The organism is Daejeonella sp. (assembly GCF_030684675.1).
Taxonomy (GTDB): Bacteria; Bacteroidota; Bacteroidia; order Sphingobacteriales; family Sphingobacteriaceae; genus Daejeonella.
This window is the reverse complement of sequence record NZ_JAUXXZ010000059.1, coordinates 55,399-80,131: the sequence shown is the minus strand read 5'-3', so window position 1 is coordinate 80,131 and position 24,733 is coordinate 55,399. Positions and strand designations below refer to the sequence as shown.

At 38.5% G+C, this 24,733-nt stretch carries 23 protein-coding genes and 1 pseudogene; 19 read left to right on the top strand and 5 right to left on the bottom strand.

The features are described 5' to 3' along the window. Positions 1 to 103: 103 nt before the first annotated feature. The 8 genes from Q8M41_RS12835 (at position 104) to Q8M41_RS12800 (ending at position 9,328) form a co-directional block, all read left to right on the top strand. Complete coding sequence (locus Q8M41_RS12835; protein WP_305365681.1) at positions 104 to 589, top strand: SRPBCC domain-containing protein; 486 nt, start codon at positions 104 to 106, stop codon at positions 587 to 589. Positions 590 to 1,241: 652 nt separating this feature from the next. Next, positions 1,242 to 1,616, top strand: a complete 375-nt coding sequence (locus Q8M41_RS12830; protein ID WP_305365680.1) for a DUF1801 domain-containing protein — start codon at positions 1,242 to 1,244, stop codon at positions 1,614 to 1,616. Between the two features lie 95 nt (positions 1,617 to 1,711). Beyond that, the gene (gene bla / locus Q8M41_RS12825) at positions 1,712 to 2,506 is read left to right on the top strand and encodes a subclass B1 metallo-beta-lactamase (RefSeq protein ID WP_305365679.1); all 795 of its coding nucleotides are present in this window, start codon (positions 1,712 to 1,714) and stop codon (positions 2,504 to 2,506) included. A 108-nt stretch (positions 2,507 to 2,614) separates the two neighbouring features. Then, positions 2,615 to 3,217 carry a DUF2306 domain-containing protein gene (locus Q8M41_RS12820; RefSeq protein WP_305365678.1) on the top strand — a complete coding sequence of 201 codons (603 nt, stop codon included), beginning with the start codon at positions 2,615 to 2,617 and terminating at the stop codon, positions 3,215 to 3,217. A gap of 300 nt (positions 3,218 to 3,517) precedes the next feature. Further along, positions 3,518 to 4,126, top strand: a complete 609-nt coding sequence (locus Q8M41_RS12815) for an alpha-ketoglutarate-dependent dioxygenase AlkB (RefSeq protein ID WP_305365677.1) — start codon at positions 3,518 to 3,520, stop codon at positions 4,124 to 4,126. 187 nt (positions 4,127 to 4,313) lie between these two features. Continuing rightward, positions 4,314 to 5,735, top strand: a complete 1,422-nt coding sequence (locus tag Q8M41_RS12810) for an SDR family oxidoreductase (RefSeq protein ID WP_305365676.1) — start codon at positions 4,314 to 4,316, stop codon at positions 5,733 to 5,735. A gap of 244 nt (positions 5,736 to 5,979) precedes the next feature. Further along, positions 5,980 to 7,023: a hypothetical protein gene (locus Q8M41_RS12805; protein ID WP_305365675.1), complete on the top strand. Its 1,044-nt coding sequence runs from the start codon at positions 5,980 to 5,982 to the stop codon at positions 7,021 to 7,023. Continuing rightward, complete coding sequence (locus Q8M41_RS12800) at positions 7,013 to 9,328, top strand: glycosyltransferase (protein WP_305365674.1); 2,316 nt, start codon at positions 7,013 to 7,015, stop codon at positions 9,326 to 9,328. Before Q8M41_RS12805 ends, Q8M41_RS12800 begins: the two co-directional genes overlap by 11 nt. Before the next feature lie 106 nt (positions 9,329 to 9,434). On the opposite strand, the pseudogene Q8M41_RS18220 reads toward Q8M41_RS12800, so the two are convergent. Then, a pseudogene (locus Q8M41_RS18220) lies at positions 9,435 to 9,629 on the bottom strand (phage tail protein); the annotation flags it as partial. Positions 9,630 to 9,770: 141 nt separating this feature from the next. Here Q8M41_RS18220 and Q8M41_RS12795 point away from each other — a divergent pair. The 8 genes from Q8M41_RS12795 to Q8M41_RS12760 all read left to right on the top strand — a co-directional run bounded on the left by Q8M41_RS12795 (position 9,771) and on the right by Q8M41_RS12760 (position 17,097). After that, a complete protein-coding gene (locus tag Q8M41_RS12795) occupies positions 9,771 to 10,361 on the top strand; it encodes a class I SAM-dependent methyltransferase (RefSeq protein ID WP_305365673.1) in 591 nt (196 codons plus the stop codon). Then, a complete protein-coding gene (locus tag Q8M41_RS12790; RefSeq protein ID WP_305365672.1) occupies positions 10,358 to 10,789 on the top strand; it encodes a hypothetical protein in 432 nt (143 codons plus the stop codon). Before Q8M41_RS12795 ends, Q8M41_RS12790 begins: the two co-directional genes overlap by 4 nt. A gap of 197 nt (positions 10,790 to 10,986) precedes the next feature. Beyond that, positions 10,987 to 12,252, top strand: a complete 1,266-nt coding sequence (locus Q8M41_RS12785; RefSeq protein WP_305365671.1) for a voltage-gated chloride channel family protein — start codon at positions 10,987 to 10,989, stop codon at positions 12,250 to 12,252. 107 nt (positions 12,253 to 12,359) lie between these two features. Next, positions 12,360 to 13,445, top strand: a complete 1,086-nt coding sequence (locus Q8M41_RS12780; protein WP_305365670.1) for a PAS domain-containing sensor histidine kinase — start codon at positions 12,360 to 12,362, stop codon at positions 13,443 to 13,445. A 59-nt stretch (positions 13,446 to 13,504) separates the two neighbouring features. Further along, positions 13,505 to 15,181, top strand: a complete 1,677-nt coding sequence (locus Q8M41_RS12775; RefSeq protein ID WP_305365669.1) for a SulP family inorganic anion transporter — start codon at positions 13,505 to 13,507, stop codon at positions 15,179 to 15,181. 116 nt (positions 15,182 to 15,297) lie between these two features. Continuing rightward, positions 15,298 to 15,507 (top strand): DUF2892 domain-containing protein, encoded by a 210-nt coding sequence (locus Q8M41_RS12770; protein ID WP_305365668.1) that lies wholly within the window; start codon positions 15,298 to 15,300, stop codon positions 15,505 to 15,507. A gap of 206 nt (positions 15,508 to 15,713) precedes the next feature. Beyond that, positions 15,714 to 16,166 (top strand): DinB family protein, encoded by a 453-nt coding sequence (locus Q8M41_RS12765; RefSeq protein ID WP_305365667.1) that lies wholly within the window; start codon positions 15,714 to 15,716, stop codon positions 16,164 to 16,166. Between the two features lie 79 nt (positions 16,167 to 16,245). Beyond that, the gene (locus Q8M41_RS12760) at positions 16,246 to 17,097 is read left to right on the top strand and encodes an ATP cone domain-containing protein (protein ID WP_305365666.1); all 852 of its coding nucleotides are present in this window, start codon (positions 16,246 to 16,248) and stop codon (positions 17,095 to 17,097) included. 19 nt (positions 17,098 to 17,116) lie between these two features. On the opposite strand, the gene Q8M41_RS12755 is transcribed toward Q8M41_RS12760, so the two are convergent. The 3 genes from Q8M41_RS12755 to Q8M41_RS12745 are packed head-to-tail and all read right to left on the bottom strand — an operon-like array spanning position 17,117 to position 20,134. Further along, complete coding sequence (locus Q8M41_RS12755) at positions 17,117 to 17,797, bottom strand: ABC transporter ATP-binding protein (RefSeq protein WP_305365665.1); 681 nt, start codon at positions 17,795 to 17,797, stop codon at positions 17,117 to 17,119. Between the two features lies 1 nt (position 17,798). After that, positions 17,799 to 19,058, bottom strand: coding sequence for an ABC transporter permease (locus Q8M41_RS12750; protein WP_305365664.1), 1,260 nt, complete (start codon positions 19,056 to 19,058; stop codon positions 17,799 to 17,801). Continuing rightward, positions 19,055 to 20,134, bottom strand: a complete 1,080-nt coding sequence (locus Q8M41_RS12745; protein WP_305365663.1) for an efflux RND transporter periplasmic adaptor subunit — start codon at positions 20,132 to 20,134, stop codon at positions 19,055 to 19,057. The genes Q8M41_RS12750 and Q8M41_RS12745 overlap by 4 nt, the downstream gene beginning before the upstream one ends. A 183-nt stretch (positions 20,135 to 20,317) precedes the next feature. Between Q8M41_RS12745 and cls the strand changes: the two genes are divergently transcribed. Both cls and Q8M41_RS12735 read left to right on the top strand, forming a co-directional pair. Beyond that, a complete protein-coding gene (gene cls / locus Q8M41_RS12740) occupies positions 20,318 to 21,775 on the top strand; it encodes a cardiolipin synthase (protein WP_305365662.1) in 1,458 nt (485 codons plus the stop codon). A gap of 186 nt (positions 21,776 to 21,961) precedes the next feature. Next, positions 21,962 to 22,996 carry an LLM class flavin-dependent oxidoreductase gene (locus Q8M41_RS12735; protein ID WP_305365661.1) on the top strand — a complete coding sequence of 345 codons (1,035 nt, stop codon included), beginning with the start codon at positions 21,962 to 21,964 and terminating at the stop codon, positions 22,994 to 22,996. Between the two features lie 13 nt (positions 22,997 to 23,009). Here Q8M41_RS12735 and Q8M41_RS12730 read toward each other — a convergent pair whose 3' ends face one another. Next, positions 23,010 to 23,465: a YciI family protein gene (locus tag Q8M41_RS12730; RefSeq protein WP_305365660.1), complete on the bottom strand. Its 456-nt coding sequence runs from the start codon at positions 23,463 to 23,465 to the stop codon at positions 23,010 to 23,012. Positions 23,466 to 23,608: 143 nt separating this feature from the next. Between Q8M41_RS12730 and Q8M41_RS12725 the strand changes: the two genes are divergently transcribed. Further along, positions 23,609 to 24,730, top strand: a complete 1,122-nt coding sequence (locus Q8M41_RS12725; protein ID WP_305365659.1) for an XdhC family protein — start codon at positions 23,609 to 23,611, stop codon at positions 24,728 to 24,730. Positions 24,731 to 24,733: the final 3 nt, after the last annotated feature.

The following is a 24,733-nucleotide window of genomic DNA, read 5'->3' as shown; positions in this document are numbered from 1 at the left end:
CGAAAACGCCGTTATAGGCAATGTTAAACGACTCCTAAGTATTACTAAAAATAACAACTCAATCCCGAAAGGCTATCGGGATAATTTAAACAAATATTAATATATGAAAAAGTTACAATTCAAAGTAAGCATCAATGCACCTGTAAGCAGGGTATATGATTTTATGCTTGGCATTAACAGTAAATCAACTTATGAGCAATGGACTTCTTTATTTAACCCAACATCGACTTATGAAGGAAGTTGGGACAAGGGGAATAAAATTCTATTTGTTGGAGTGGATGAGAAAGGAGAAAAGGGAGGTATGGTTTCCAGGATAGCTGAAAACATTCCCCACCGATTTGTTTCAATTCAACATTATGGTCTTTTAAAAGCTGACAAGGAAATTACAGAAGGACCAGAAGTAGAAAAATGGGCAAACGGATTTGAAAACTATTCCTTCGAAGAAAGCAATGCCCGCCCGGACAATCCGGTTGGGCGGGGAACTACAAGTCTTACTGTTGACTTAGACACCACTGAAGATTTTGTAGATTATATGAACCAGACCTACCCAAAAGCACTCAATAAATTGAAAGAACTTTGTGAAAAATAACAATTTCAATCCCGATAACTATCGGGATTGAAAATACAAAGAAATAAACGCAGTCTATAACATCGGAATTGATGCATCAAAACTCAAATTTTTTCGTAATTTGACCAGGATTGGCACAAATAAAGATTCAGCGAAAACACTATCAGGAGACTTTTGAGCCATAAACTCCCGGGCAATTAAACCTGAAATGATAGGAGAAAGAAGTGCAAATTGTTCGACTGCGCTTCGACAAAAGTACCTTCCGGTCGAACAGCTGTCGAACAAGTGTCGAAGCCGATTCGAAGAACAGTCGAACGCTTCCCGAACACTTCAAGAACACTTCAAGAAGTGTCTTATACTGTCTTATACGGAAAAAGCTTTACAGAAAGCAAAGCGGTTTACAGAATAGAATTTACAAAAATAAAGGCTATATGGCCCTAAATTTTAACATCCGGATTGAGTTTTTCAATCATCTTAATCACGTTAATCAAACAAATCACAGTTCAGACAATTGATAATCTCCACATTTTCAAGTCCAAATAATAAGCAGATTTAAGCCACAGTTCGTCCCTCCTTCACCCCGGAAATTATTTAGACATTAATTCTCATCTCCACAAATCCTTTATCTTTAACAGGAATAAATCCAATTTATACAAGTCCAAAACAGTAACCAATGCCAGAAGCTCTTCATAACTTCTACTTTAGTAAGGAAGAACCAATCAAAAGTTGTTTGCTTGCCTTACGAGATATTATACTTGCTCAGAACCAAGAAATAACTGAAACTCAGAAGTATGGTATGCCCTGCTTTTGCTATAGAAAGAAGATGTTTTGTTATCTATGGGTCGATAAAAAGACGCATAAACCTTATATACTATTGGTGGAAGGAAAACACCTTGATCATCCTGAATTAGAATCAGGCGATCGCGCAAGAATGAAAATTTTCAGAGTTGATCCAGACAAAGATTTACCCATCAGGACAATTGAAAATATTTTACAAAAAGCGCTGGACTTGTACAGAACAGGTGTAATAAAATCAAAGAATGATTGACATAAAATACCGTCTTAATCTCGAAAATAAATAAAAAACACAAGTTATTCGGGCAAATAATCCTGAATAAATCACCAGGGTATAATTAAGAACATATGGAAAAACATCGTTTTATTCTAATTAAAGTCCTTTTAATTACCCTATTTCAAATTTTTGCAACTGAGCAAATCAATGCAGCTGAAAATCTCAGAGACAGAGCAGATAGCTTAGCCTCTTATAAAACTCAAAATCTGATCATTCAGAAACTCTCAAATCATATTTATGCTCATGTTTCATTTTTAAAAACAAATGATTTTGGAAATGTGGCCTGCAATGGAATGATTGTGGTTAACAAAAATGAAGCAATTATTTTCGACACTCCTTCAAACAATCAAGGATCTGCAGAGTTAATAAACTATGTAACTAATACGCTTAAATGCAAGATAAAGGCAATTATCCCTACCCATTTTCATAATGACTGTGTAGGAGGTCTGGAAAAATTTAATGAATTCAACATCCCGGCATATGCATCGGCTAAGACTATTGATTTGCTGAACCAGCGCGGAATAAAATTCTCAAAACCTATAAACTCATTTGATAATAAATTCAGCATTAAAATAGGGCACAAAAAAGTGTATGCAACATATTTTGGAGAAGGGCATACCAGAGACAATATCATCGGATATTTCCCTAAGGACGATGCAATTTTTGGGGGATGTCTGATAAAAGAAAGTGGTGCTTCAAAAGGCTTTCTTGGAGATGCCAATACCGATGCCTGGTCGGAAACCGTGCGTAAAATCAAACAAACTTATCCGGGAGCAAAAATTGTAATTCCTGGACACGGAAAATGGGGCGGAACTGAATTATTTGATTACACAATAAAGCTTTTCGATTTAACAAATATCCCATGAGGATGTTAATGTTATCTATTACGTTTATTGCTGGAGAGAAAAAATAAAATTCAGCAAATAAAAAAATTATAAAGAATTTTGTTTGGCAAACCGGCTTCGTATACTATTATGATAAAAAAAACATCCTGGATTTTGTTTGTGACCATGGCTATTGTTATCGGACTTTATCCGGGTATATATTTCCTGATCCCCAGAGAATTTGGCCTGTTATCTTCAAAAAAAACTGAATTATTAAACAACATATTCTGGAACATTGGTTTTTATACCCACATAATTTTAGGAGGACTTGCTTTACTTATTGGCTGGATCCAATTCAATTCAAAAATGCGGACCAGGAATATTTTGCTGCATAGACAGGTTGGCAAGCTTTACTTGATAGCAGTTTTTCTAAGTTCGATTGCAGGAATTTACATCGGATTTTATGCTACCGGTGGCATCGTAAGCTCCCTGGGTTTTATTTCTTTGGGTATTATCTGGTTCTACACTACTCTGATGGCCTATTTACATATCCGAAACAAACGGATTGAACAACATCAAAAAATGATGATTTATAGCTATGCTGCATGCTTTGCAGCTGTAACATTAAGAATATGGCTTCCGATTTTAATCATGATTTTTGGCGATTTTAATAAAGCTTATGTGATTGTAGCCTGGTTGTGCTGGGTTCCAAATCTATTGGTTGCGAAACTAATTACAAGCAGGATAGTCTGAATTAGGATTTACTTGATTAGTAGGATTAGCAGGATTATTATGAAAAAGCAGAATCACCTTAATCAGAAAAATCACAAAAATCAAAACAATCATAGTTCAGATAATGGGTGGATAACGGTGCCTGAACTGTGATTTTGGTGATTAAGATGATTTTGAAAAATCCTATTAATCATCTTAATCCTACCAATCCTATTTCAGACAGAGTTTAGGTAAATTTGACTGGTGTAATGAATCGATTATCAACAATTAATTCGACCATAACGGGATCTACACCGCATCATCTAATTCTTAATTTAGCAAATGGACCTATTCAATACCCTTCCAGATATAAACAAAAATTACCTGCCCAAAGACGGAACAGTAAATTACTATGGCAAAGTGCTGAATCAAAAAGAGGCTGATTATTATCTTAAAACCTTGTTGGATTCAATTGAATGGCGTAATGATGAGGCTATTATCTATGGCAAAAGAATCATCACCAAACGAAAAGTTGCCTGGTATGGAGACAAGTCCTATGAATATACCTACTCCAACACCACAAAATCAGCATTACCCTGGACTAAAGAACTGCTGGAACTTAAATTGCTCATTGAACATCAAACCGGTGAAACCTTTAATTCCTGTCTCTTAAACTTGTATCATAACGGTGAAGAAGGCATGGCCTGGCATAGTGATGCTGAAAAGGATTTGAAGAAGAACGGAGCAATAGCATCCATAAGTTTTGGTGCAGAACGAAAATTTGCATTCAAACACAAAGAAAATAAAGAAACTATCAGCCTAGTTTTAGAGCATGGCAGTTTACTTGTTATGAAGGACAATACACAATCCTATTGGCTGCACAGGCTCCCTCCTACCAAATTAATCAGCAGGCCCAGAGTAAACCTCACGTTCAGGACTATTCACAGGTAGTAGAAATTAGGCTTTTTTTGAAAAGCATATCGAACAGCTGATATCTGAACTATGATTTATATGATTAGGATGATTAACATGAGAAATCCTAACATTCCTATCAATCCAAAAATCCTAATACTGACATACACCCCCATTTTAATTCCTAAACCCTACCTTTAATTAAATTCCCATACATAATTAATCCATGAAAATTCTGCTTACCGGTGTAACCGGATATATTGCACAAAGATTATTGCCCGTTTTATTGGAAAATGGTCATGAAGTCATCTGTTGTGTGCGGGATAAAAACAGATTTAACAGGAAAAATTATTCGACGTCAAATCTTACCGTAATTGAGTCAGATTTTTTAAATGAGTCAAGTCTGCAGGAAATTCCAAATGATATTGATGTAGCTTATTACCTCATTCATTCCATGTCAACACAAAGCGGCGACTTCGAAAACATGGAGGAGCTTTGTGCCAGCAATTTTAAAAATCGGATTGAACAAACAAATGCCAAACAAGTGATCTATCTGAGTGGAATCGGCAATGCAGAAGAGCTATCTAAACATTTGTCATCCCGTAAAAACGTCGAAACTATTCTTTCGGGTTCCAAATTTGCACTCACAACCCTAAAAGCAGGTATTATCGTGGGCTCCGGGAGTGCTTCCTTTGAAATTATTCGCGATTTGGTGGAGAAATTACCCTTTATGATTACTCCCCGCTGGTTGAAAACAAGGTGCCAGCCAATCGCTATTCGGAATGTTGTGGAATTTTTAGAGCGTGCAATTGGTAAATCCGAAACTTACAATAAGAGCTACGATATCGGCGGACCAGATATTTTAAGTTATAAAGAAATGCTTTTGCATTTTGCAAAGATCCGGGGATTGAAGCGGCGCATACTTATTGTACCGGTAATGACTCCAAAAATTTCTTCTTACTGGTTATATTTTGTCACGGCAACATCCTATGCTCTCGCAAAGAATTTAGTAAACAGTATGAAGGTTGAAGTGATTTGTAAACCCAATAACTTAGCTGAAATGCTGGGTATAACCCTGGTTGATTTCGACACATCCATAAAACTCGCTTTCGACAAAATAGAACAAAACCAGGTGCTTTCCAGCTGGAAGGATGCACAAACAAGCGATATATTCAGGGAAGGGTTTTCAAAATTCATTGAAGTTCCAGTAAATGGTTGTTTTAAAGACATCTGCAGAGTTGAGGTTAAAAACAGTCAGGCTTCCCTGGAAAAAATCTGGTCCATAGGTGGTAAAAATGGTTGGTATTACGGTAACTGGTTATGGGAAATCAGAGGATTTCTTGATCAGCTTGCCGGAGGTGTTGGAATGCGCAGAGGAAGAAAAAGCGATACTGAAATAGTTTCAGGTGATGCGCTTGATTTTTGGCGTGTACTCCTGGCCGATAAAGATGAAAAGCGACTGCTATTGTATGCCGAAATGAAATTACCCGGTGAGGCCTGGCTGGAGTTTAAAATTGACGAAAATGATATCCTAACTCAAACCGCGACTTTTAGACCCCTGGGTGTATTAGGACGGCTTTACTGGTATGCAGTTCTTCCATTTCATGGCTTTATTTTCAATGGAATGATCAATAAAATTGCCGGATAAACATTCTGCGATTAAGGCCCTGTCATGATTTCTTGAAATTCCCTGAAAAATCGGTAGCACTACCCCGATTTTCACCCCTTTGCGATGGATCCTGAAAATTTCCTTAATCCAGTTCACTCAAGCCCCCCAAAGTGTGAATAATATAAGCTTTTCCTTTTGTTATGTAAGCCTTTCGGGCGTTTATTAAGCACCTTTATAATTCTCAGATTGTATTACTATTAAAGGATATTCATCCAAATTAATCATGATCGAAGTTATAAAAGAAGGTATTCTAATCGAAAAAACCGCGCTGGGATTTGAAAATGAAGGTGTATTAAATCCTGCCGCGATCCGGATTGGCGAAGAGGTTCATTTGTTCTATAGGGCAGTCAGTAAAGGCAATTATTCGACTATTGGCTATTGTAAACTTAATGGTCCGCTAACAATAACAGAACGCTCAGATACGCCGCTTATTTTTCCGCAGGCAGCCTATGAATTGCATGGTGTTGAGGACCCAAGGATTACAAAGATTGATGATCTCTACTATCTCACCTATACTGCTTACGATGGTATCAATGCGCTGGGAGCTCTTGCTACCTCAAAAGATCTTAAAACATGGGAGAAACATGGGATAATAAGTCCACAAATGACCTTTCAGGAATTCAATCACCTGGCTGCATCAAAAAAATCGATCAACGAAAAATACCTTCGTTATAATGAGCCCTGGCATAGTATTGAAAAACTGGATGTAAACATTTTGATGTGGGATAAGAATGTGATCTTTTTCCCCCGCAGGATAAATGGAAAATTACAATTCCTGCACAGGATAAAACCTGATATTCAAGTAGTTGCAGTCGAAGATTTGAAAGAGCTTACTAAAGAGTTCTGGCAAAACTATTTCCTTAATATTGAATGCTGCATCGTTATCTCTCCTAAATACAAACATGAAATCAGCTATGTTGGTGGGGGATGTCCACCTATCGAAACTAAAGAAGGCTGGCTCCTGATCTACCATAGTGTACACGATACTACCAAAGGATATGTGTATTCTGCTTGTGCAGCCCTCTTAGACCTTGATGATCCGCAAAAAGAAATAGCCCGCCTTCCGTACCCTCTTTTTAAACCGGAACAAAGCTGGGAATTAAACGGAGAAGTCAATAATGTTTGCTTCCCAACAGGAGCGGTCTTGTTTGACGACACACTTTACATTTATTATGGCGCAGCCGATGAACGGGTGGCCACTGCCTCGATGAGTCTATCTGAATTAATCAAAGAATTGCTAAAACATCCCATAAACGATGAGAACTGAAACATACCTTCTTGACAGGCCAATGACAGGCAATAATATTGCTCAGTTTAATTTAACGCGCTACAAAAAAACGATTCTGAACCATAAAACACCAGCCAAAATACTTAATCTGCCCGAAATCCTGGTGATCAGCTCTTTTCCCCCACGGGAGTGTGGTATTGCAACCTATTCACAGGATCTGATAAAAGTCCTGAACAATAAATTCGGTCAATCTTTTAATATCAGTCTTTGTCCGCTTGAATCAGAAAATGAAATACACAGCTACCCTGATGCTATCAAATATATCCTGAATACCGACAAAGAGGACTCATTTATAAAACTCGCAGATAAGATCAGTCAAAATCTTGAGATCAAGATGGTCATCATACAGCATGAATTTGGATTCTTCGCCAAAAAAGAAGTCAAATTCATTAAACTGATTGAATCCATTACAAAACCTGTCATTATTGCCTTTCACACCGTTTTACCTCGTGCTGATGAAGTACTAAAATTAAACGTTCAGAATATTGCCGCTGCTGCAGAATCTATTATTGTTATGACCCATTCTTCTGCAAAAATCTTAATGGAGGAATATGGCATAAAATCTGAAAAGATCGTGATCATACCACATGGTACACATTTGGTTCCACAGGTTGATGCAACACATCTAAAGACTAAATATAATCTGCTGGGCAAAAAAGTACTCTCCACATTTGGTCTCTTAAGCTCAGGAAAGAGTATTGAAACCACACTTTATGCATTGCCTGATATCATTAAAAGGGATCCCGACATTATTTTTCTGATCATTGGAAAAACACATCCCTCTGTTGTTAAACAGGAAGGGGAATGGTACAGGGAAATGCTGTTGTCAATAATTGAATCCTTAGATCTTCAGAAGCATATCCGCTTTGTGAACCAGTTTTTACCGCTGCCTGAACTTCTGGAATACCTGCAGCTTACGGATGTCTATTTATTCACCTCAAAAGATCGAAATCAGGCTGTTAGTGGCACTTTTTCCTATGCCATTAGTTCAGGATGTCCGATCATTTCCACTCCAATTCCACATGCCCTCGAGGTTTTAGGCAATGATGCGGGGATAATTTTTGACTTCGAAAATCCGGATCAACTGGCCGATGCAGTCAACAGTTTAATGGATGATGAAGTTCTGCGGACCAATATCAGTTCAAATGGATTACACAGGATGGCTGCTACATCATGGGAAAATTCGGCTATTGCCCATGCCCTTTTAATTGAGAAAATAAGTCATGAAAAACTTGAACTGCGTTATAATTTGCCAGAGTTAAATCTGTCGCATATAAAAAATATGACTACAGAGTTTGGAATGATCCAGTTTTCAAAGCTTAATCATCCCGATATGGAGTCAGGATATACACTGGATGATAATGCAAGAGCTATGATAGCCCTTTGTCAGCATTATGAAATGTGTGGCGACAAAGCCGATATCGGATATATTAAGATCTATCTGAACTTTATAGGATACTGTATTCAGGCTGGGGGGAACTTTCTCAATTATGTGAATGCTGATAAAGATTTTACCGAACAAAATGATTCAACCAATCTTTCTGATGCAAACGGAAGAGCCATCTGGGCATTGGGTTACCTGATCTCAATTGCTGAACTATTGCCACCTGAAATCAGGGAAGAAGCTGAATTGATCATCCGGAAAGCACTTCCGAATACTTATACTACCCACTCAACACGGTCAATGGGTTTCATCATCAAAGGTCTTTATTACCGTAATTCAAAAGAAGATCATGGATTAATTATTGAACTCGCAGACCGCCTTGTTCAAATGTTCAGGCATGAATCCGATGAAGATTGGACCTGGTATGAAAGCTATCTCACCTATGCGAACAGCATTTTACCTGAAGCCCTGCTATGTGCCTGGCTGGCTACCGGCAAAACGGTTTATAAAGACATTGCCAAATCAAGCTTTGATTTTCTATTAGAAAAAACCTTTAATGATGACAATATCAAGGTAATTTCTAATATAACCTGGCTTCAAAAAGGCGAAAATCAACCTGCTGATCATGCCGGAGGTGAGCAACCTATTGATGTCGCCTATACAATAATTGCGTTGAGCAAATTCTACAGGCATTTTAGGGAGCCCTCTTACCGGAGAAAAATGGAATCAGCATTCAGCTGGTTTCAAGGCAATAATCATTTAAATCAGATCGTATATAATCCTTGTACGGGAGGATGCTATGACGGAATTGAACTCAATAATGTAAACCTCAACCAGGGAGCAGAATCAACAGTGAGTTACCTGATGGCGCGATTAACCCTGGGCCAACAGAATTTCTGAGAATTGAATCTGAAACTGGTGATAAACCATTCAGGTTCAGAAAAACTATGCTTAAATGGGATGATTCCTGAAATGATTCCAAATTATTCAGGTAACTAAAAACTCTTTATCCTCTTGATGGAAAAACCCCAAACAAACAGATGATATATTGAACCGGCGCTTCGTTTGCTGATATTAGGGGCTGAAGGTTCGGAAGCGCGAAGGTAGTAAGTCCGTCACCACCAAATTGATTGCCCAGCAATGCAAATAATACCTGATTCTGAGCAATTGAAAGTAAAGCTCCATCACAAAAAGCCCGGCCTGAGGCGCAAAATTGCCTCTAAAAAAGTTTAACAATACCAATAAATTCGTCCACGATATTGATTTAAGATTAAATAATTTAATTCTAAATGTAAAAACGATTTTGAGATCAGGGGAATAGCAAATTTTATATTTTTACTGCATGGATTCTGACATCGGCAAAAAATACGATAAAATTGCAAAGTGGTGGCATGAGAATCATGTCAACAGCTCGTATGGTTTAGAACAGATTGAACGGGCGATCCGTTATTGTAAGCATAAAAATTCTGCCCTTGATGTGGGTTGCGGAAGCGGTGGCCGTATAATCCGCAAATTAATCCAGGAAAATTTTACTGTGTACGGAATTGATGCATCAGCAGAGATGATCGCAATTGCACAATCGGAACACAAGGATATTAATTTAACAAACTGCAATATCATCGATTGGGAAAGCGATCAGAAGTTTGATCTGATCATTGCCTGGGACAGCATATTTCATTTACCAATGGCTATGCAAAAACCGGTTATCGCCAAACTATGCAGGATGCTCAAAAATTCTGGAATACTGATTTACACTTTTGGGGATACTATTGACGAGCATGAAAGCGAATGGCATGGGGATCATTTCCCATACAGTAGCATCGGAATAAATGGAAACCTGAAGACCATCATGGAATCAGGCTGCGAATGCCTTCATCTTGAGCTTGACCAATATCCCGAAAACCATATTAATATTATTGCTCAAAAGAGATGAAAACACAAATTACCGGGATTATCATTCTGCTGATTCTTGCATCCTGTGCGGAGATGAAACAAAGGGATCAAAAGTCTGTCGCTGAACTCTTTCCTCCGATCAAGATCAAGGAATGGGAAAGAACTCCTGTTGTAAATGGCCGTCTTCCAACTAAGGAAGAAATTGACAATGGTACTGCGCTCCTTTATTATCCAAACCCCGGTAGGGATGTAAAAGCTTATGATATGAAATTACCTAAACTCGCTTATTACTCCTACCCAAAAAGAGGGAAAAAAGACCTGGTGGTTGTTATTCAAATTGTTCAAAGCAAACAAGATACCATGGTGGGATACAGGCAGCTGACAAGATTGAATGGCGCTTCTGTTTTTAGTCATTTTCAATTTCTGACTGATGAAGAGGTCAAAGAGGTCATGGAGAAATCCAAATAAATAGAACTCGAGGAATCAAGCTACCTAAAAAAGATTCCTCTGTTGTGCCTGCCGGGCTTCCTTCGCAATGAACTCCTTAAGAATCACACAATACCTCGCAGAAAATCTCTATAATCTCAAACATTAATAAAAAAAAATTACATTAGCCTCCACAATACGAGATCATCCGCGTACCAGTAAATCTGCATCATGGCAAAATGAGTCCGTCTAATATTCTAAATAAAGTACAAAGTCATTTGCTGGTTTACATCTTAAAGTGGGTATCCCTTTCAATCATTGCAGGAATCCTTGCCGGAACTGCCTCCGTTTTCTTCCTGGTTTCTTTAGATTGGGTAACAAAGCTTCGTGAAAGCAATCTCTGGATAATTGCTTTTTTACCGCTTGGTGGACTCATCATTGGCCTGGCCTATCATTATTGGGGTACCGATATAGTTAAAGGCAATAATCAATTACTGGAAGAGTTTCATAGCCCAAAACAGGTGATTCCGTTAAAAATGGTACCAATGGTATTGTTCGGAACATTGATCACTCATCTTTTCGGTGGTTCTGCGGGACGTGAAGGAACTGCGGTGCAGATGGGCGCAGCGATATCCGACCAGTTCAGCAGAGTATTCAAACTGGAGCAACAAGACCGGCAGATTCTGATTATCGTTGGTATCAGTGCTGGCTTTGCATCCGTATTCGGCACTCCGATAGCCGGGGCTATTTTTGCTCTGGAAGTACTGATCCTGAAAAAATATCGCTATGACGCTATTTTACCCAGCTTATTAGCCGCCCTGATAGCCGATTATACCTGTACAGCCTGGAATGTCAGTCATACCCAATACAACATCCCTTTTGTGCCGGTGATGAGTACTGTAAACATTTTATGGGCAGCTTTGGCAGGAATGATTTTCGGACTTGCCGCTATGCTTTTTTCCAAAACGACACATTTCTGTACGGATATTTTCAAGAAGATAAATTATGCGCCGATCAGACCTTTTATTGGCGGGATCTTTATCGCTGCAGTTATCTGGATAACAAGTAGTTATAAATATATGGGATTAGGCATACCCATTATCGAAAGTGCATTCAAAACTGATCTTAATTCCTACGATTTTCTGCTAAAGCTCTTGTTTACCTCCATCACCATTGGAGCCGGATTCAAAGGCGGGGAAGTTACTCCTTTGTTTTTCATTGGTGCTGCTTTGGGAAATACACTGGTCTGGTTTGTACCTCTACCCTTAGCTCTTCTTGCCGGAATGGGTCTGGCAGCAATATTTGCAGGCGCAAGTAATACCCCCATTGCATCAACTATTCTGGGCATAGAGCTCTTCGGAATGGAAAGTATGTATTTTATCGGCATTGCCTGTGCCTTTTCGTACCTGTTTTCAGGCGGTACTGGTATTTATACTTCTCAAATTAAAGGCGGATTTAAGCATCTGATCTATGATTGGTTCAGATCAAAGAGATCAGAAAATTAATTAATCACAACTGAGCATGTTTATTTTCGTATATAGTTGTAACGATCTAATCGTTAAAAAATGAATCTTTTTTCTTAATTTTCCGAAACATTTACCAAATGTTAGTCATGAAAAACCTGAGCCTGGATTCATACTCCCTGTATAAATTCGAGCATTTTTTCGAATTATCCCCTGATTTGCTATGCATTGCAGGTTTTGACGGGTATTGGAAAAGGATTAACCCTTCCGTTTCGCGTACTTTAGGGTATTCTGTTGAAGAGCTTACGTCCAGACCAATTTCAAGCTTTGTACACCCTGAAGACAAGATAAAGACAGACGAATCCCGTGAGTATTTAACAGAAAGCAATCCACTGATAAACTTTGAAAACCGGTATATCACAAAGGATGGGAGAATTATCTGGCTTTCCTGGACTTCAATGCCTGTTGAAAAGGAAAAACTAATCTATGCCATAGCGAAAAATATTACTTACAAGAAGAAACTGGAAGAAGAAAGAAACCAGCAACTTGCCAATCTAACGAAAAGCCATCAGGATTTGAAACAATTGACTTATGCAACTTCCCATGACCTCAGATCTCCAATAAATAACTTACTCTCATTAGTAGGTCTTCTGGATGATTCAAAAGTAGATGATCCCGAGATTTTACAGTATCTCACATTCCTGAAATCATCAGCAGAAAATTTAAGTGAGATCCTGAACAATTCTGTAGATGTTTTAACTCAAAAAGACCAATTGAATATTCAGATTGAAGAATTAAACCTCAACCAGCATCTGAATTCGGTATTAGGTTCAATCCAGTCTATCTTAGAGGGCTCAAATGTTAGTATAAAAGCAGATTTTTCTGAACTTGAAACGATCAAATTCAATAGGAATTACCTGGAAAGCATATTACTTAATCTGATTACCAACTCTATTAAATATGCCAGATCCGGTATCCCTCCTCTTATATCAATTTACTCCAGGCGGTCGAATGGACTAAGTCAGCTGATCATTTCTGATAATGGAATGGGCTTTGACATGGAAAAAGTCAGGGATAAGGTATTCGGTCTGAATCAAAAATTCCACGACCATCCTGATAGTAAGGGGATCGGTTTGTATCTGGTCTATAATCATATCAACAGCCTTGGGGGAAGAATTTCACTGGACAGTAAAATCAATGAAGGAGCAACATTTACAATTACCTTTAAGGATTAGAAATTAAACTGTTTGCTTAAAACCTTTCCTGAATCAATTCCACAAAAGACGATTTGAATATGAAACAGAATGAGTTTACCCCGAAATTTATCTCCCTTCTTCGTTCGGGTATCAGCAAACAACAGATCAGTAAAGATATTTTAGCCGGTATAATTGTTGGGATAGTAGCATTACCCCTGGCAATTGCTTTTGCGATTGCTTCGGGGGTTAGCCCTGAAAAAGGGCTGATTACAGCAATTATTGGCGGACTTATTGTTTCAGTTTTAGGAGGAAGCCGGGTACAGATTGGTGGGCCAACGGGTGCCTTCATTGTCATTGTATATGCCATTGTTCATGATCACGGGGTTGATGGACTAACAATTGCAACCTTTATGGCTGGTTTTTTGATGCTCGGAATGGGTTTTGCCAAACTTGGCAACTACCTGAGATTCATACCCTACCCGCTTATTGTTGGTTTTACAAGCGGTATTGCACTAATCATCTTCTCTTCACAAATAAAAGATTTTCTCGGTCTCCCGATTCAGAACTTACCTCCGGATTTTGTAAATAAATGGTTGGTATATGGGGATTATATTGGTCAGATCAACTGGACCGCATTTGCCATTGCGCTGGGAACTGTGCTATTATCCCTGAACTTTCACAGGATCAGCACGAAGATCCCGGGATCAATTGTTGTAATTGTGTTAAGTACTGCAGTCGTATATTTTTTCAAACTGCCGGTTGAAACAATTGAAAGTAAATTCGGAGAGATCCCAAACAAAATCTCTATGCCTTCTGTACCGGGTATTGATTTTGCTACAATCAAACTGCTAATACAACCTGCCATTGCGATCGCTTTACTGGGAAGCATTGAGTCTTTGCTTTCGGCTGTTGTTGCAGATGGAATGATTGGAGGCCGGCACCGTTCAAATATGGAATTGGTAGCACAGGGGGCTTCTAATATCTTTTCAGGATTATTTGGAGGCATTCCTGTTACCGGTGCTATAGCAAGAACCGCAACCAATATAAAAAACGGTGGAAGAACCCCAATTGCAGGAATTTTTCATGCACTGGTACTATTATTAATTATGCTATTGCTCGCACCGATTGCTAAACTGATCCCCCTTCCATGTCTGGCAGGGATTCTGGTGGTTGTTGCCTGGCATATGGGTGAATGGCATCACTTCTTTTCGATGATGAAGAGCAACCGTATGGATGTGCTTGTGCTGCTGACTTCATTCTTTCTCACCGTTTTCTTTGATCTGATTGTAGCCATCGAAATAGGGATGATATTATCCAGTTTTATATTTATGAAACGGATGAGTGAAGCAACGTCAATAAAGACTGCCGGAAATCTACTGGAACCCAAGTCTGAAAACGAAGGAATACTGTTTGAAGAAGAGCTTACAGGAATACCAAAAAATGTGCAGATCTATGAAATTAATGGCCCCCTATTCTTTGGTGCATCTCAAAAATTTCAGGAAGTGATTACAGATCTGAATAAACAACCTGAAATTCTAATTCTGAGAATGAGGCATGTTCCTTTTATAGATGCCACCGGTATTAACCGCCTCAAAGAGATGTGTAAACAGCTTCTTGCTAAAGGTACCACAATTATAATTTCAGAAGCTAATCATGAGGTCAGACATGAAATGCTGAAAGCTCAGTTATATTCAATAATTGATAAACATAATATTGTATTAAACATCAATGATGCATTACAAAAGTCAAAAGAATTAAATACCATAAAAAAATAGGCAGATAAAGAGTTTTAACCATTCAGGATTAATTCAAACTAAGAATTTCAAATGAATTGATTGAATCTCATTTTTAAAATTATTTGGTATATTTAATAAACAAATAATAAAAGGTTATGAAAGCAAACATGGGTAATACCGACAAAATCATCAGAATTCTGGCAGCAATTTTAATTGGAGTTCTTTATTTCATGCAATTAATTTCAGGAACACTTGCAATTGTGCTTTTAATTGTCGCAGGAGCCTTTATAATAACAAGCTTTATGAGTTTTTGCCCATTATATCTGCCTTTTGGATTATCTACTGTTCAAAAAGAGAAGAAATAGACTATTAACAAAATAACTCAGGCACAGATTGGCAAAAAGGCAAATCTGATTGGCATATTTTGCCTGATTGTGTAAAGGTCAGATAATTTAAACCTATCTGGTCAGTTTTAACTCTGAAAAGAGCTTTTAATCAAAAAAATTGAAACAAAATATATCCTCTAACGAATAAACCCATAAAAAAACGGCAAATACAAGGTATTTAATATATGAGCAGTAATCAGCATTTTTTAAGACTATGGGAAGAGGGACGAACCAGATTTTCAAAACTACTATTTGAAATTAAAGAAGAAGACCTCAAAAAAACACTTGCCCCTGCTCCTAACTCTGCCGGATTCATCATCAGACATATTGCGGATGTAGAACTATTGTTTGCGAAAAATGTATTTAAAACAGAAGGTATTCAGGTATATGCCCAAACCATAATTGACCAGAGGGACACAGGTGAATGGACCGATCTCAGCGATCTGCTTGAATATAATCAAAAAGCCTACGAGGGATTAAAAACAGCCATTTCAATTCAGAATGACGAAGCCTGGGAAGATCCGATTAACACGAAAGAATTTGGCACCAAGACCAAATCTGAGGCACTTGGCCGCATCATTACTCATACAGCATATCATGCAGGACAATTAGCCATTATTTTAAAATATGGCCGTTAAATTTCCCTAAAACATTCTTAATTTGCCGGGGCACATAATTGAGCATTAAGAATTTTATGATTAATTAAGACCCTTATTAATGAATTCCAAACAAATCTATGTCACCAAGATGTCGGGTGAGAGAACCATATTTGACGAAGAAAAGCTAAGAAATTCATTAAAACGTTCGAAAGCTGAAGATGATATTATTGATAAGGTGGTAGAAAAAGTTAAGACTGAACTGAGGGACTCCATTTCGACGAAAGAAATCTACCGTATGGCTTTTGCTCATCTTCGTAAGAGTTCTTCCCACTCCGCATCAAGATATAAACTAAAACAATCAATCCTTGAATTAGGTCCAACCGGCTTTCCTTTCGAAGACTATATCAGTGAATTATTGAAATTTAAAAACTATCGAACAGAGGTAGGAAATATAGTTGAAGGGCATTGTGTAAGTCATGAGATAGACATTATTGCGGAGCGGGATAATCGACACATCTTACTGGAATGTAAATTTCACAGTGACCAGCGTCGTTTTTGCGATGTAAAAGTTCCCCTGTATATCCATTCCAGATTCATGGATGTAGAACAGGAACTAAAAAAGAAATCCGGGCATAAGGACACGATATTTATCGGCGGACTGGTTACAAATACCCGGTTTTCGAGTGATGCACTTAAGTACGGCCTTTGTATGGGAATGTATCTGCTTAGCTGGGATTATCCAGTAGGAAAAAGTTTAAAATCGCTGATTGATCAATCGGGTTTACACCCTTTAACCAGCTTACTCACTTTAAGCAAATTTGAAAAACAACAATTGCTTGATAAAGGAATCATATTATGTAAAAACCTGATCGGCAAGGAAAAAGTCCTGAAAGAAATTCAAATTTCAGAGCCCAGAATCAAAAAAATAATTTCCGAAGTTGAAGATCTCTGTAACCGTTTTACTGAATAAAACGGCAGAATTATCTACCCTATTTTTTAATGATACGCCCGTCTTCCATCTCTATAATCCGGTGAGTACGGGCTGCAAACTCATTATCATGAGTTACGATCAGCAAGGATTGATTATATACTTCTGCCAGTTCCTGAAAGATATTGAAAACAATTTCGCTGTTCTTTTTATCAAGATTTCCGGTTGGCTCATCCCCCATGATTATTAAGGGATCATTGATCAGGGCACGGGCAATAGCCACACGCTGCTTTTGTCCCCCTGAAACCTGATTTGGCTTTTTTAAGGCTTCGGATTCTATTCCAAGGATTTTCAATTTTTCGAAGGCTCTGTGTTCCACTTCTGCTTCTGAGTACTTTCCTGATTTCAAACCCGGAAGCATCACATTCTTTAAAACAGAGAATTCATTCAAGAGATAATGAAACTGAAAGACAAAGCCTATTTTCTCATTTCTAACCATTGCAAGCTCGGCTTCCTTTTTGTTCACCATACTTTCACCATCAATCAAAATATCTCCTTCATAGTCGGTATCCATTGTTGAAAGTATATACAATAATGTCGATTTCCCGCAGCCTGATTTGCCTATTACCGAAATGAAATCTCCTCTATTGACAGAGAAACTGATCTCTTTGAGTACCTGATAGGTAATTGGATCGTGAAAGTATTTGGTAACACTTTTGGCCTCGAGAATTTTCAGATCCATTTTATTTGCCTCTTATAATAATTACAGGATCGATTTTACTGGCCTTCCGGGAAGGGAAGTAACCTGCTAAATATGTCGTGACAATTGAAAAAACTGCTCCAATGACATAAAATATAGGATTATAATTAACAGGATATGTTTTAATGGTAGGCAGTGCCTGTGTATTGAAAGGAACCTGATCAATCAATGCAGAAAGACCGAAACCAAAAATGAGTCCGAGAATACCTCCGAAAATACCAATACTAAGCGCAATGGTGATAAAGATCCGGTTCACATCTTTCCCGGAAAAGCCTGTAGCTTTTAGAATTGCGATTGAATCCATTTTCTCATAAATCATCATATTTAAGATATTATAGATACCAAAGCCTGCTACAATCAGCAAAGTAATTCCTACAGAATAGGAAATTATGGTCCTGACAGAACTACCCGTTTCGAATTGAGAATTGGCTGTTTGAATATCAATAGCCTCCAGATCAAATAAATTCTGATATTCCAATGCCAATTCCGGAGCCAAATTAATGTCTTTCAACTTGACCTGAATATCTGTGATATAGGAACCCGACTCCGCCAAAAGTTTCTGTGTGGTAGTAATGGAGGCATAACTTTGCGTATTGTCAATATCCTGCAATCCGGATTGAAAAAATCCGACAACTTTCAATGGCATTCGTTCTCCCCTGGATGTTGTGACCTGAATCACATCCCCTATATCCGCAAGCATCTTTTCTGATAATCCCTTCCCAAGAATAATGCTGTTTGGGGTATTTTTCAGATCCACATAATTTCCTTCTGTCAAATAACTCTGAAATAAAAACAATTTATTTTCAGCTTCAACATCTATGCCATTTATTGCCCCAGCCAAATCAATAGCACCAACATTATAAAATACCTGAGTAGTAATTTTAGGGGCAATACCAAGAATACGGTCATCCTTTTGCAGATAATTCATAATTGCAGCATTGTTATAAATTTCGAGGCGCTCTTTTTTAGGTTTAACCTTACTAATAAAATTATAGTGATCCCTGTATTCTTCTGAGAGGCTTACCGGTTGCTGAGCAGAAGGTTTAATCTCATTATACATGCGGATATGAGGTGTTCGGTTAATAATTAAACCATCAAGCAGATCATTTAAACCCGACATAAAACTAAGAAGGCTGATAAACATGGTTATACTAAAGGTAACCCCGATTGCAGCAACCAGTGTCTGCTTCCATCGGGCAAACAATAATGAACGGGAAATGTCGGCGATCAGTTTGTAATTCATAATTCAGGCTTTACCAACTCATCGTCCGACTTGATACCGGAGAGAATTTCTACCTTTTGATAATCTTTCAACCCTGTTTTTACTACAATGGTATCCCCGCTGCTTTTAATCACAAGGGTGTCTTTGAGTAAATAAGTCCTTGGAATTAGTAATGCATCCGACTTCTCCTGAATTATAATATTAGCCTCAAACGTGATATTAGGATAAATCCGCTCAGGCTTTTGAATAAATTCAGCTTCAACCATAAACGTTTTATTCCGTTCATTCATCAGCGGATTGATACGGCTTACCACAGCCTCAAATACCTTCCCTTTATAACTATCCAGATTAACTAATACCTTTTGCCCATTTCTGACCAGGAGAATATCATTTTCATCAACCTGCATCTCCAATGTAAACTTATCAGCAGCTCCAATTACTGCTACAGGGGTTTGAGGACTAACGATCTCTCCCTTCAGCTTATAAATATTATAGACAATACCATCAATTTCACTTTTCAAAGTATAATCATTGGCAAGTGTTTGAGAAATCGAGAGACTTTTCCGGGCCTGGGATGCTGCAAAATTAAGCTGCCGTTTCAGGTCATTATACCTAATTAATGCTGAATTATACGTGTTTTTTGAGTTTTGCCAGGCCAGTTCTCGCTGCTCCAGGTCAACCTTCGTCCCTACCTCCTGCTCCCAAAGATTTTTCTGTCTGTAAAATAAAGCAGAATCATTTCGCATCTTATTCCGGGTAAATTCAATCAAAGATGCTGCTTCATTAAGTTTACCCTGATTCGCAGAGAGGGCATTATAATCGGAGAAAATCCTGGCATTTTCTGTATTCAGCTTCTGAACTTCATTGGAAATTGTCAGAATTGGATCACCCTTTTTTACTGTATCACCTTCAATAACAAAGATTTGATTAATAATTCCACTGACCGAAGCATAAGCCTGGTACTGGTCCTGACTTTTAATTACCCCGGATGCATAAACTGATTGAGAAATAGATTCAATGGCCGGTTTGATGGTTTCGACTGAATCTCCACAGGAAAAAAGAACCATTGATAATAAAGCTAAAAATCTGATGTTCATCGGCATAAATTATATTTACAAATTTACATTAATATAGGTATAAGAATATGACCCAGGTCTCTATTTATGTTGATTTCGGTTAACAGGAATCCGAAGAATACCAGCAGGTTAAATAACAAGACCTATATTTAGTTCCAATGGAAATACTATATCTTCATACCAAATAATAATCGATATTTAGACATGAACTGGACGCTTATTTTTGAGATAGTCTACCTGCTGGTTCTTGTACTGGTTTGCTTCCGGATTATTTATGATACCCGAACTAATGCCAAAAGTCTGGCCTACCTCCTGTTTGCTGTTTTTGTTCCGTTTTTGGGTATAATATTTTATTTCACGTTTGGTATAAACTACCGAAACCGGAAGATGTACAGTAAAAAGTTAACTGAAAACAGTGAATTATCCGATAAACTGCGTGAAAAGATTTACCAGTACTCTAAACAGACTTTTAATCTGAGCGATGCCACTGTTCAAAGTAATGAAGAACTGGCCAACCTGCTTTTGAAAGATACCCTTAGCCCTCTGACTTCTGATAATGCGGTAAAGCTGATGGTCAATGGGGAAAATAAGTTCCCGGATGTTTTAGAAGCTTTAAAAAATGCGAAAGATCATATCCACATCGAATATTATATTTTCGAAGATGATCACATCGGAAGGGAGATCGAGAATATCCTGATACAGAAAGTCAGGGAAGGAATCGATGTCAGGTTCATCTACGATGATTATGGGAGCCGCGCCATTAGAAAAACAATGGTGCCAAGAATGAGATCTCATGGCATTGAATCCTTTCCTTTTTTCAAAATTCGTTTCATTACTCTCGCCAACCGACTGAATTACCGGAATCACCGTAAGATCATTGTAATAGACGGAATCACTGCTTTTGTCGGGGGAATCAATGTCAGCGATAGATATATCAATGACATCAGGCAGCCTGACAAACTCTTCTGGAGGGATACCCACCTCCGGATTGACGGACCGGGAGTGCAATACCTGCAATACCTCTTTCTCTGCGACTGGAATTTTTGTGCTGAGCTAAAGCTGGAGCCTAACGATAAATTTTTCCCTCCGCTTAGCTCCATTCCCGTTAAAGGAAATAAAATTACTCAGATTGCAGCAAGTGGTCCGGATTCTCCCAGCCCGGTGATATTATATGCAACACTACAGGCGATCAATCTTGCAAGCGAAGAAATTCTGATCACAAGTCCTTATTTTATCCCTAATGATAGCCTCTTAGATGCCCTGTGCATCGCAGCTTTGGGAGGTGTAAAAGTAAAAATCCTGGTACCCATGAAGTCTGATTCGAAATTTGTTGATTATGCAGTAAGATCTTATTATTCAGATCTCTTAAATGCAGGAATCGAAGTTTTTCAATATTCTAAAGGCTTGATTCACGCAAAAACCATGGTTTGCGATTCTAAAATAGCCATAGTTGGTACCGCTAATATGGACTCAAGGAGCTTTGATCTCAATTTTGAGGTTAATGCAATAGTCTATGATAAGCAGGTAGCTAATGAGTTGGCTGGTATATTTTATGATGACTTGAAAGATTCTGTACAATTAAATCAAACTGAATGGACTAAAAGATCTGTTCTTCAAAAATTCATGGAAAAAGCAGTCAGACTTTTTTCTCCTCTTCTGTAGCTTGATTCATCCGAATTGGTAATAAATCCAATATAAATTGACAGCCTCATTACAATTTTTCCCCATAGCAATTTTTCCCCTTTCATATTTAAAACGAAATTTGCAACATGCAGCGATGAGGATGGAATTTTCTTAAAACCGATTATTCCAATGAAAAAATAGCGCTGAATTAATGAAAAAATTGATATGGAATTAGGCCTTTATACTTTCGCTGATATGCTTCCTGATAATACATCAAGAAGCAAAAACACCCATCAGCGTATTAATGATTTGCTTGAAGAAATTGAGCTTGTCGACCAGCTTGGTCTGGATGTGTTCGGTATAGGTGAACATCACCGGCCTGACTATGCGGTATCTTCTCCGGCAATTATTCTTGCAGCTGCAGCGGTTCGGACTAAAACGATCAAACTGAGCAGTGCAGTTACTGTGCTTAGCTCGGATGATCCGGTCAGGGTATTTCAGGATTTCGCAACTATAGATCAGCTATCAGGAGGCCGGGCGGAGATTATGGTCGGAAGAGGATCTTTCATTGAATCTTATCCTTTATTCGGGCATAGTCTGCAGGATTATGATGAACTTTTTTCAGAAAAACTTGATCTGCTCCTGCAAATTAATCAGCATGAAGTACTCAGCTGGCATGGTAAACACCGACCTTCATTTGATAATCGCGGCATCTACCCCCGCCCTTACCAGGATTCACTTCCGGTTTGGATTGCCGCCGGCGGTACACCTGCATCCGCAGTCAGGGCAGCTAAACTAGGTCTTCCTCTGGCATTGGCTATTATTGGCGGTATGCCCGAACAGTTTGTTCCCTTTATTGAACTATACCGACAAAACTCCGAAAAAAGTGGAAAAAACCCTGCAGAACTTCAGATCGGGATTAATTCGCATGTTTATATTGCAGATAATTCTCAACAGGCGGCCGATGAATTATATCCATCTTATGCAACTATGATGAACCGTATCGGACAGGAACGTGGCTGGTCGCCATTAAGCCGGCAGCAATTTGAATATTCCCGATCAGCAAAAGGCGCATTACTGGTGGGGAGTCCGCAGGAAGTAATCGATAAGATTCTGTATGAACATGAACTCTTTGGGCATACCCGTTTTCTGGCTCAAATGAGTATGGGAGATATGCCTCATAAGAACATCCTGAAATCGATCGAATTGTATGGCTCGGTGGTTGCACCAGCGGTAAGAAAGGCACTGGAAAATAAGTGACATTCCTGTTCAGTTACATTTTCTTTTTCTCGACTACTTCATGATATTTCAGATACTGAGGTAGCGCTGCTGAGCCATACCACTGAAAAAGTTCAGCATCAAGCAATTTCGATTGAACAGCCGGATCAGAATCTACCAAAAGCCTTCCCTCTTCAAGACTAGGTGCATTCAGAATAAATATGCCGCGGTAGTTTTTGTCGTTCTTCCTCATCGGACCGGCAACGATCAATTTACCGGAATCCACCAGGCGTTTAATATTTTGCATATGACCCATGAACAGACTATCGCTGATCTTTTTCTCAGGACTATAGCTTCCTGTTTTGAGGATAACAAAGACATACATTTTCATGCCATAATCATCCCCACCCAGAGATTTGGCTAAAACCTGATCATACTTGGGATTATCGCTTTGCCCGAATGTAAACAAAGCAAAAAACATTAAAAACGCCGCAAATAATGTGCTCTTCATAATTAAAAAATTAAGATTTTTGTAAGCTCATCTAAATTTATATTATTCAAAATAATGTAATTTCAGATCAGACCCAAATCTTATATCCTTAGATTCATTAAACCTGATCAATAATTAATTGGAAAGATATATATTATTGAATAATGAAAGAAATTAAAGCCATAATTAAAGCTTACGATGAAATGGATAAAGCCACTCAGCAAGCTGCATTGGCAACTGTTGTGCGGGTTGAGGGGTCTTCATACAGGCGTACCGGAGCCCGGATGCTGGTGATGGATAACGGTACCTGGATTGGTGGTATCAGCGGCGGCTGCCTCGAAGGCGATGCATTAAAAAGGGCGCGTCTGGCAATAAATAGCTCCCGCCCTACTCTGATCACCTATGATACCAGTGAAGATGATCCACATCAGATTGGAGTCGGCCTGGGTTGCAATGGAATTATCGATGTACTCTTTTGTCCCCTGGATTTCAACAACCCTCAAAATCAGGTTGAGGTATTAAAATCATGCATTCAGGAAAGCAGGGAGATTCACACACTGATTACAATTACAAGTTTAAACGGAAAATGGCAATTGCCTAAAACCGGCCAAATTATCAAATATAAAGGATCCGGCAGTCTGAGTATTTTTGGAGACAGAATCCTTGAGGCTGAAATGGATAAGCAGATTCAGCACCAGATAGCTGAGAAAAAATCAGCTCCATACAGCTTTGAGAGTCAGAACGGCCGAACAGCTGATCTCTTTATCGAGATTTTACCCCCGGAGATTCATGTGGTTCTAATGGGTCATCAGTACGATGTTTATCCGATGAGCCGCTTGTTTAAAGAGCTAGGCTGGCGTGTAAGTATTGTTGCCGAATTGATTAAGGTCAATTCATTAATAAAGGGGATCGCAGATGAAATCAAGACGCCGGCTGAATTTCCGGAATTGATAATTGATGAACATACGGCAATCATTCTAATGTCGCATGATTATAAAACGGATAAAAAAAATCTCCCTAAAGCACTGAGCACAAACGCTTCCTATATTGGCATGCTCGGACCGAGAGTTCGCTCAGAAAGAATATGGGCCGAATTAGAGCAGGAAGGACAAGCTGTAACAGGAGATGAAATGGCGAGGATCTTTGCCCCGCTTGGACTCGATATTGGAGCCGTTAATCCGGAAGAAATCGCTTTATCACTGGCTGCAGGAATCAGAGCTGCATTTTCAGGAAGGGATGGCAGCTTTCTAAGGGAAAGAAGATCACCTATTCATTCAAGAAATTAAGAA

Bases quoted from the DNA above. Each gene is read 5' to 3' on its own strand.
- Q8M41_RS12745 (WP_305365663.1), bottom strand. From the start codon at position 20,134: ATGAACATCAGATTTTTAGCTTTATTATCAATGGTTCTTTTTTCCTGT.
- Q8M41_RS12800 (WP_305365674.1), top strand. From the start codon at position 7,013: ATGAGAACTGAAACATACCTTCTTGACAGGCCAATGACAGGCAATAAT.
- Q8M41_RS12815 (WP_305365677.1), top strand. From the start codon at position 3,518: ATGGACCTATTCAATACCCTTCCAGATATAAACAAAAATTACCTGCCC.
- Q8M41_RS12760 (WP_305365666.1), top strand. From the start codon at position 16,246: ATGAATTCCAAACAAATCTATGTCACCAAGATGTCGGGTGAGAGAACC.
- Q8M41_RS12770 (WP_305365668.1), top strand. From the start codon at position 15,298: ATGAAAGCAAACATGGGTAATACCGACAAAATCATCAGAATTCTGGCA.
- Q8M41_RS12765 (WP_305365667.1), top strand. From the start codon at position 15,714: ATGAGCAGTAATCAGCATTTTTTAAGACTATGGGAAGAGGGACGAACC.
- Q8M41_RS12780 (WP_305365670.1), top strand. From the start codon at position 12,360: ATGAAAAACCTGAGCCTGGATTCATACTCCCTGTATAAATTCGAGCAT.
- Q8M41_RS12820 (WP_305365678.1), top strand. From the start codon at position 2,615: ATGATAAAAAAAACATCCTGGATTTTGTTTGTGACCATGGCTATTGTT.
- Q8M41_RS12755 (WP_305365665.1), bottom strand. From the start codon at position 17,797: ATGGATCTGAAAATTCTCGAGGCCAAAAGTGTTACCAAATACTTTCAC.
- Q8M41_RS12830 (WP_305365680.1), top strand. From the start codon at position 1,242: ATGCCAGAAGCTCTTCATAACTTCTACTTTAGTAAGGAAGAACCAATC.
- Q8M41_RS12775 (WP_305365669.1), top strand. From the start codon at position 13,505: ATGAAACAGAATGAGTTTACCCCGAAATTTATCTCCCTTCTTCGTTCG.
- Q8M41_RS12810 (WP_305365676.1), top strand. From the start codon at position 4,314: ATGAAAATTCTGCTTACCGGTGTAACCGGATATATTGCACAAAGATTA.
- Q8M41_RS12735 (WP_305365661.1), top strand. From the start codon at position 21,962: ATGGAATTAGGCCTTTATACTTTCGCTGATATGCTTCCTGATAATACA.
- Q8M41_RS12785 (WP_305365671.1), top strand. From the start codon at position 10,987: ATGAGTCCGTCTAATATTCTAAATAAAGTACAAAGTCATTTGCTGGTT.
- Q8M41_RS12750 (WP_305365664.1), bottom strand. From the start codon at position 19,058: ATGAATTACAAACTGATCGCCGACATTTCCCGTTCATTATTGTTTGCC.
- Q8M41_RS12725 (WP_305365659.1), top strand. From the start codon at position 23,609: ATGAAAGAAATTAAAGCCATAATTAAAGCTTACGATGAAATGGATAAA.
- Q8M41_RS12795 (WP_305365673.1), top strand. From the start codon at position 9,771: ATGGATTCTGACATCGGCAAAAAATACGATAAAATTGCAAAGTGGTGG.
- bla (WP_305365679.1), top strand. From the start codon at position 1,712: ATGGAAAAACATCGTTTTATTCTAATTAAAGTCCTTTTAATTACCCTA.
- cls (WP_305365662.1), top strand. From the start codon at position 20,318: ATGAACTGGACGCTTATTTTTGAGATAGTCTACCTGCTGGTTCTTGTA.
- Q8M41_RS12835 (WP_305365681.1), top strand. From the start codon at position 104: ATGAAAAAGTTACAATTCAAAGTAAGCATCAATGCACCTGTAAGCAGG.
- Q8M41_RS12790 (WP_305365672.1), top strand. From the start codon at position 10,358: ATGAAAACACAAATTACCGGGATTATCATTCTGCTGATTCTTGCATCC.
- Q8M41_RS12805 (WP_305365675.1), top strand. From the start codon at position 5,980: ATGATCGAAGTTATAAAAGAAGGTATTCTAATCGAAAAAACCGCGCTG.
- Q8M41_RS12730 (WP_305365660.1), bottom strand. From the start codon at position 23,465: ATGAAGAGCACATTATTTGCGGCGTTTTTAATGTTTTTTGCTTTGTTT.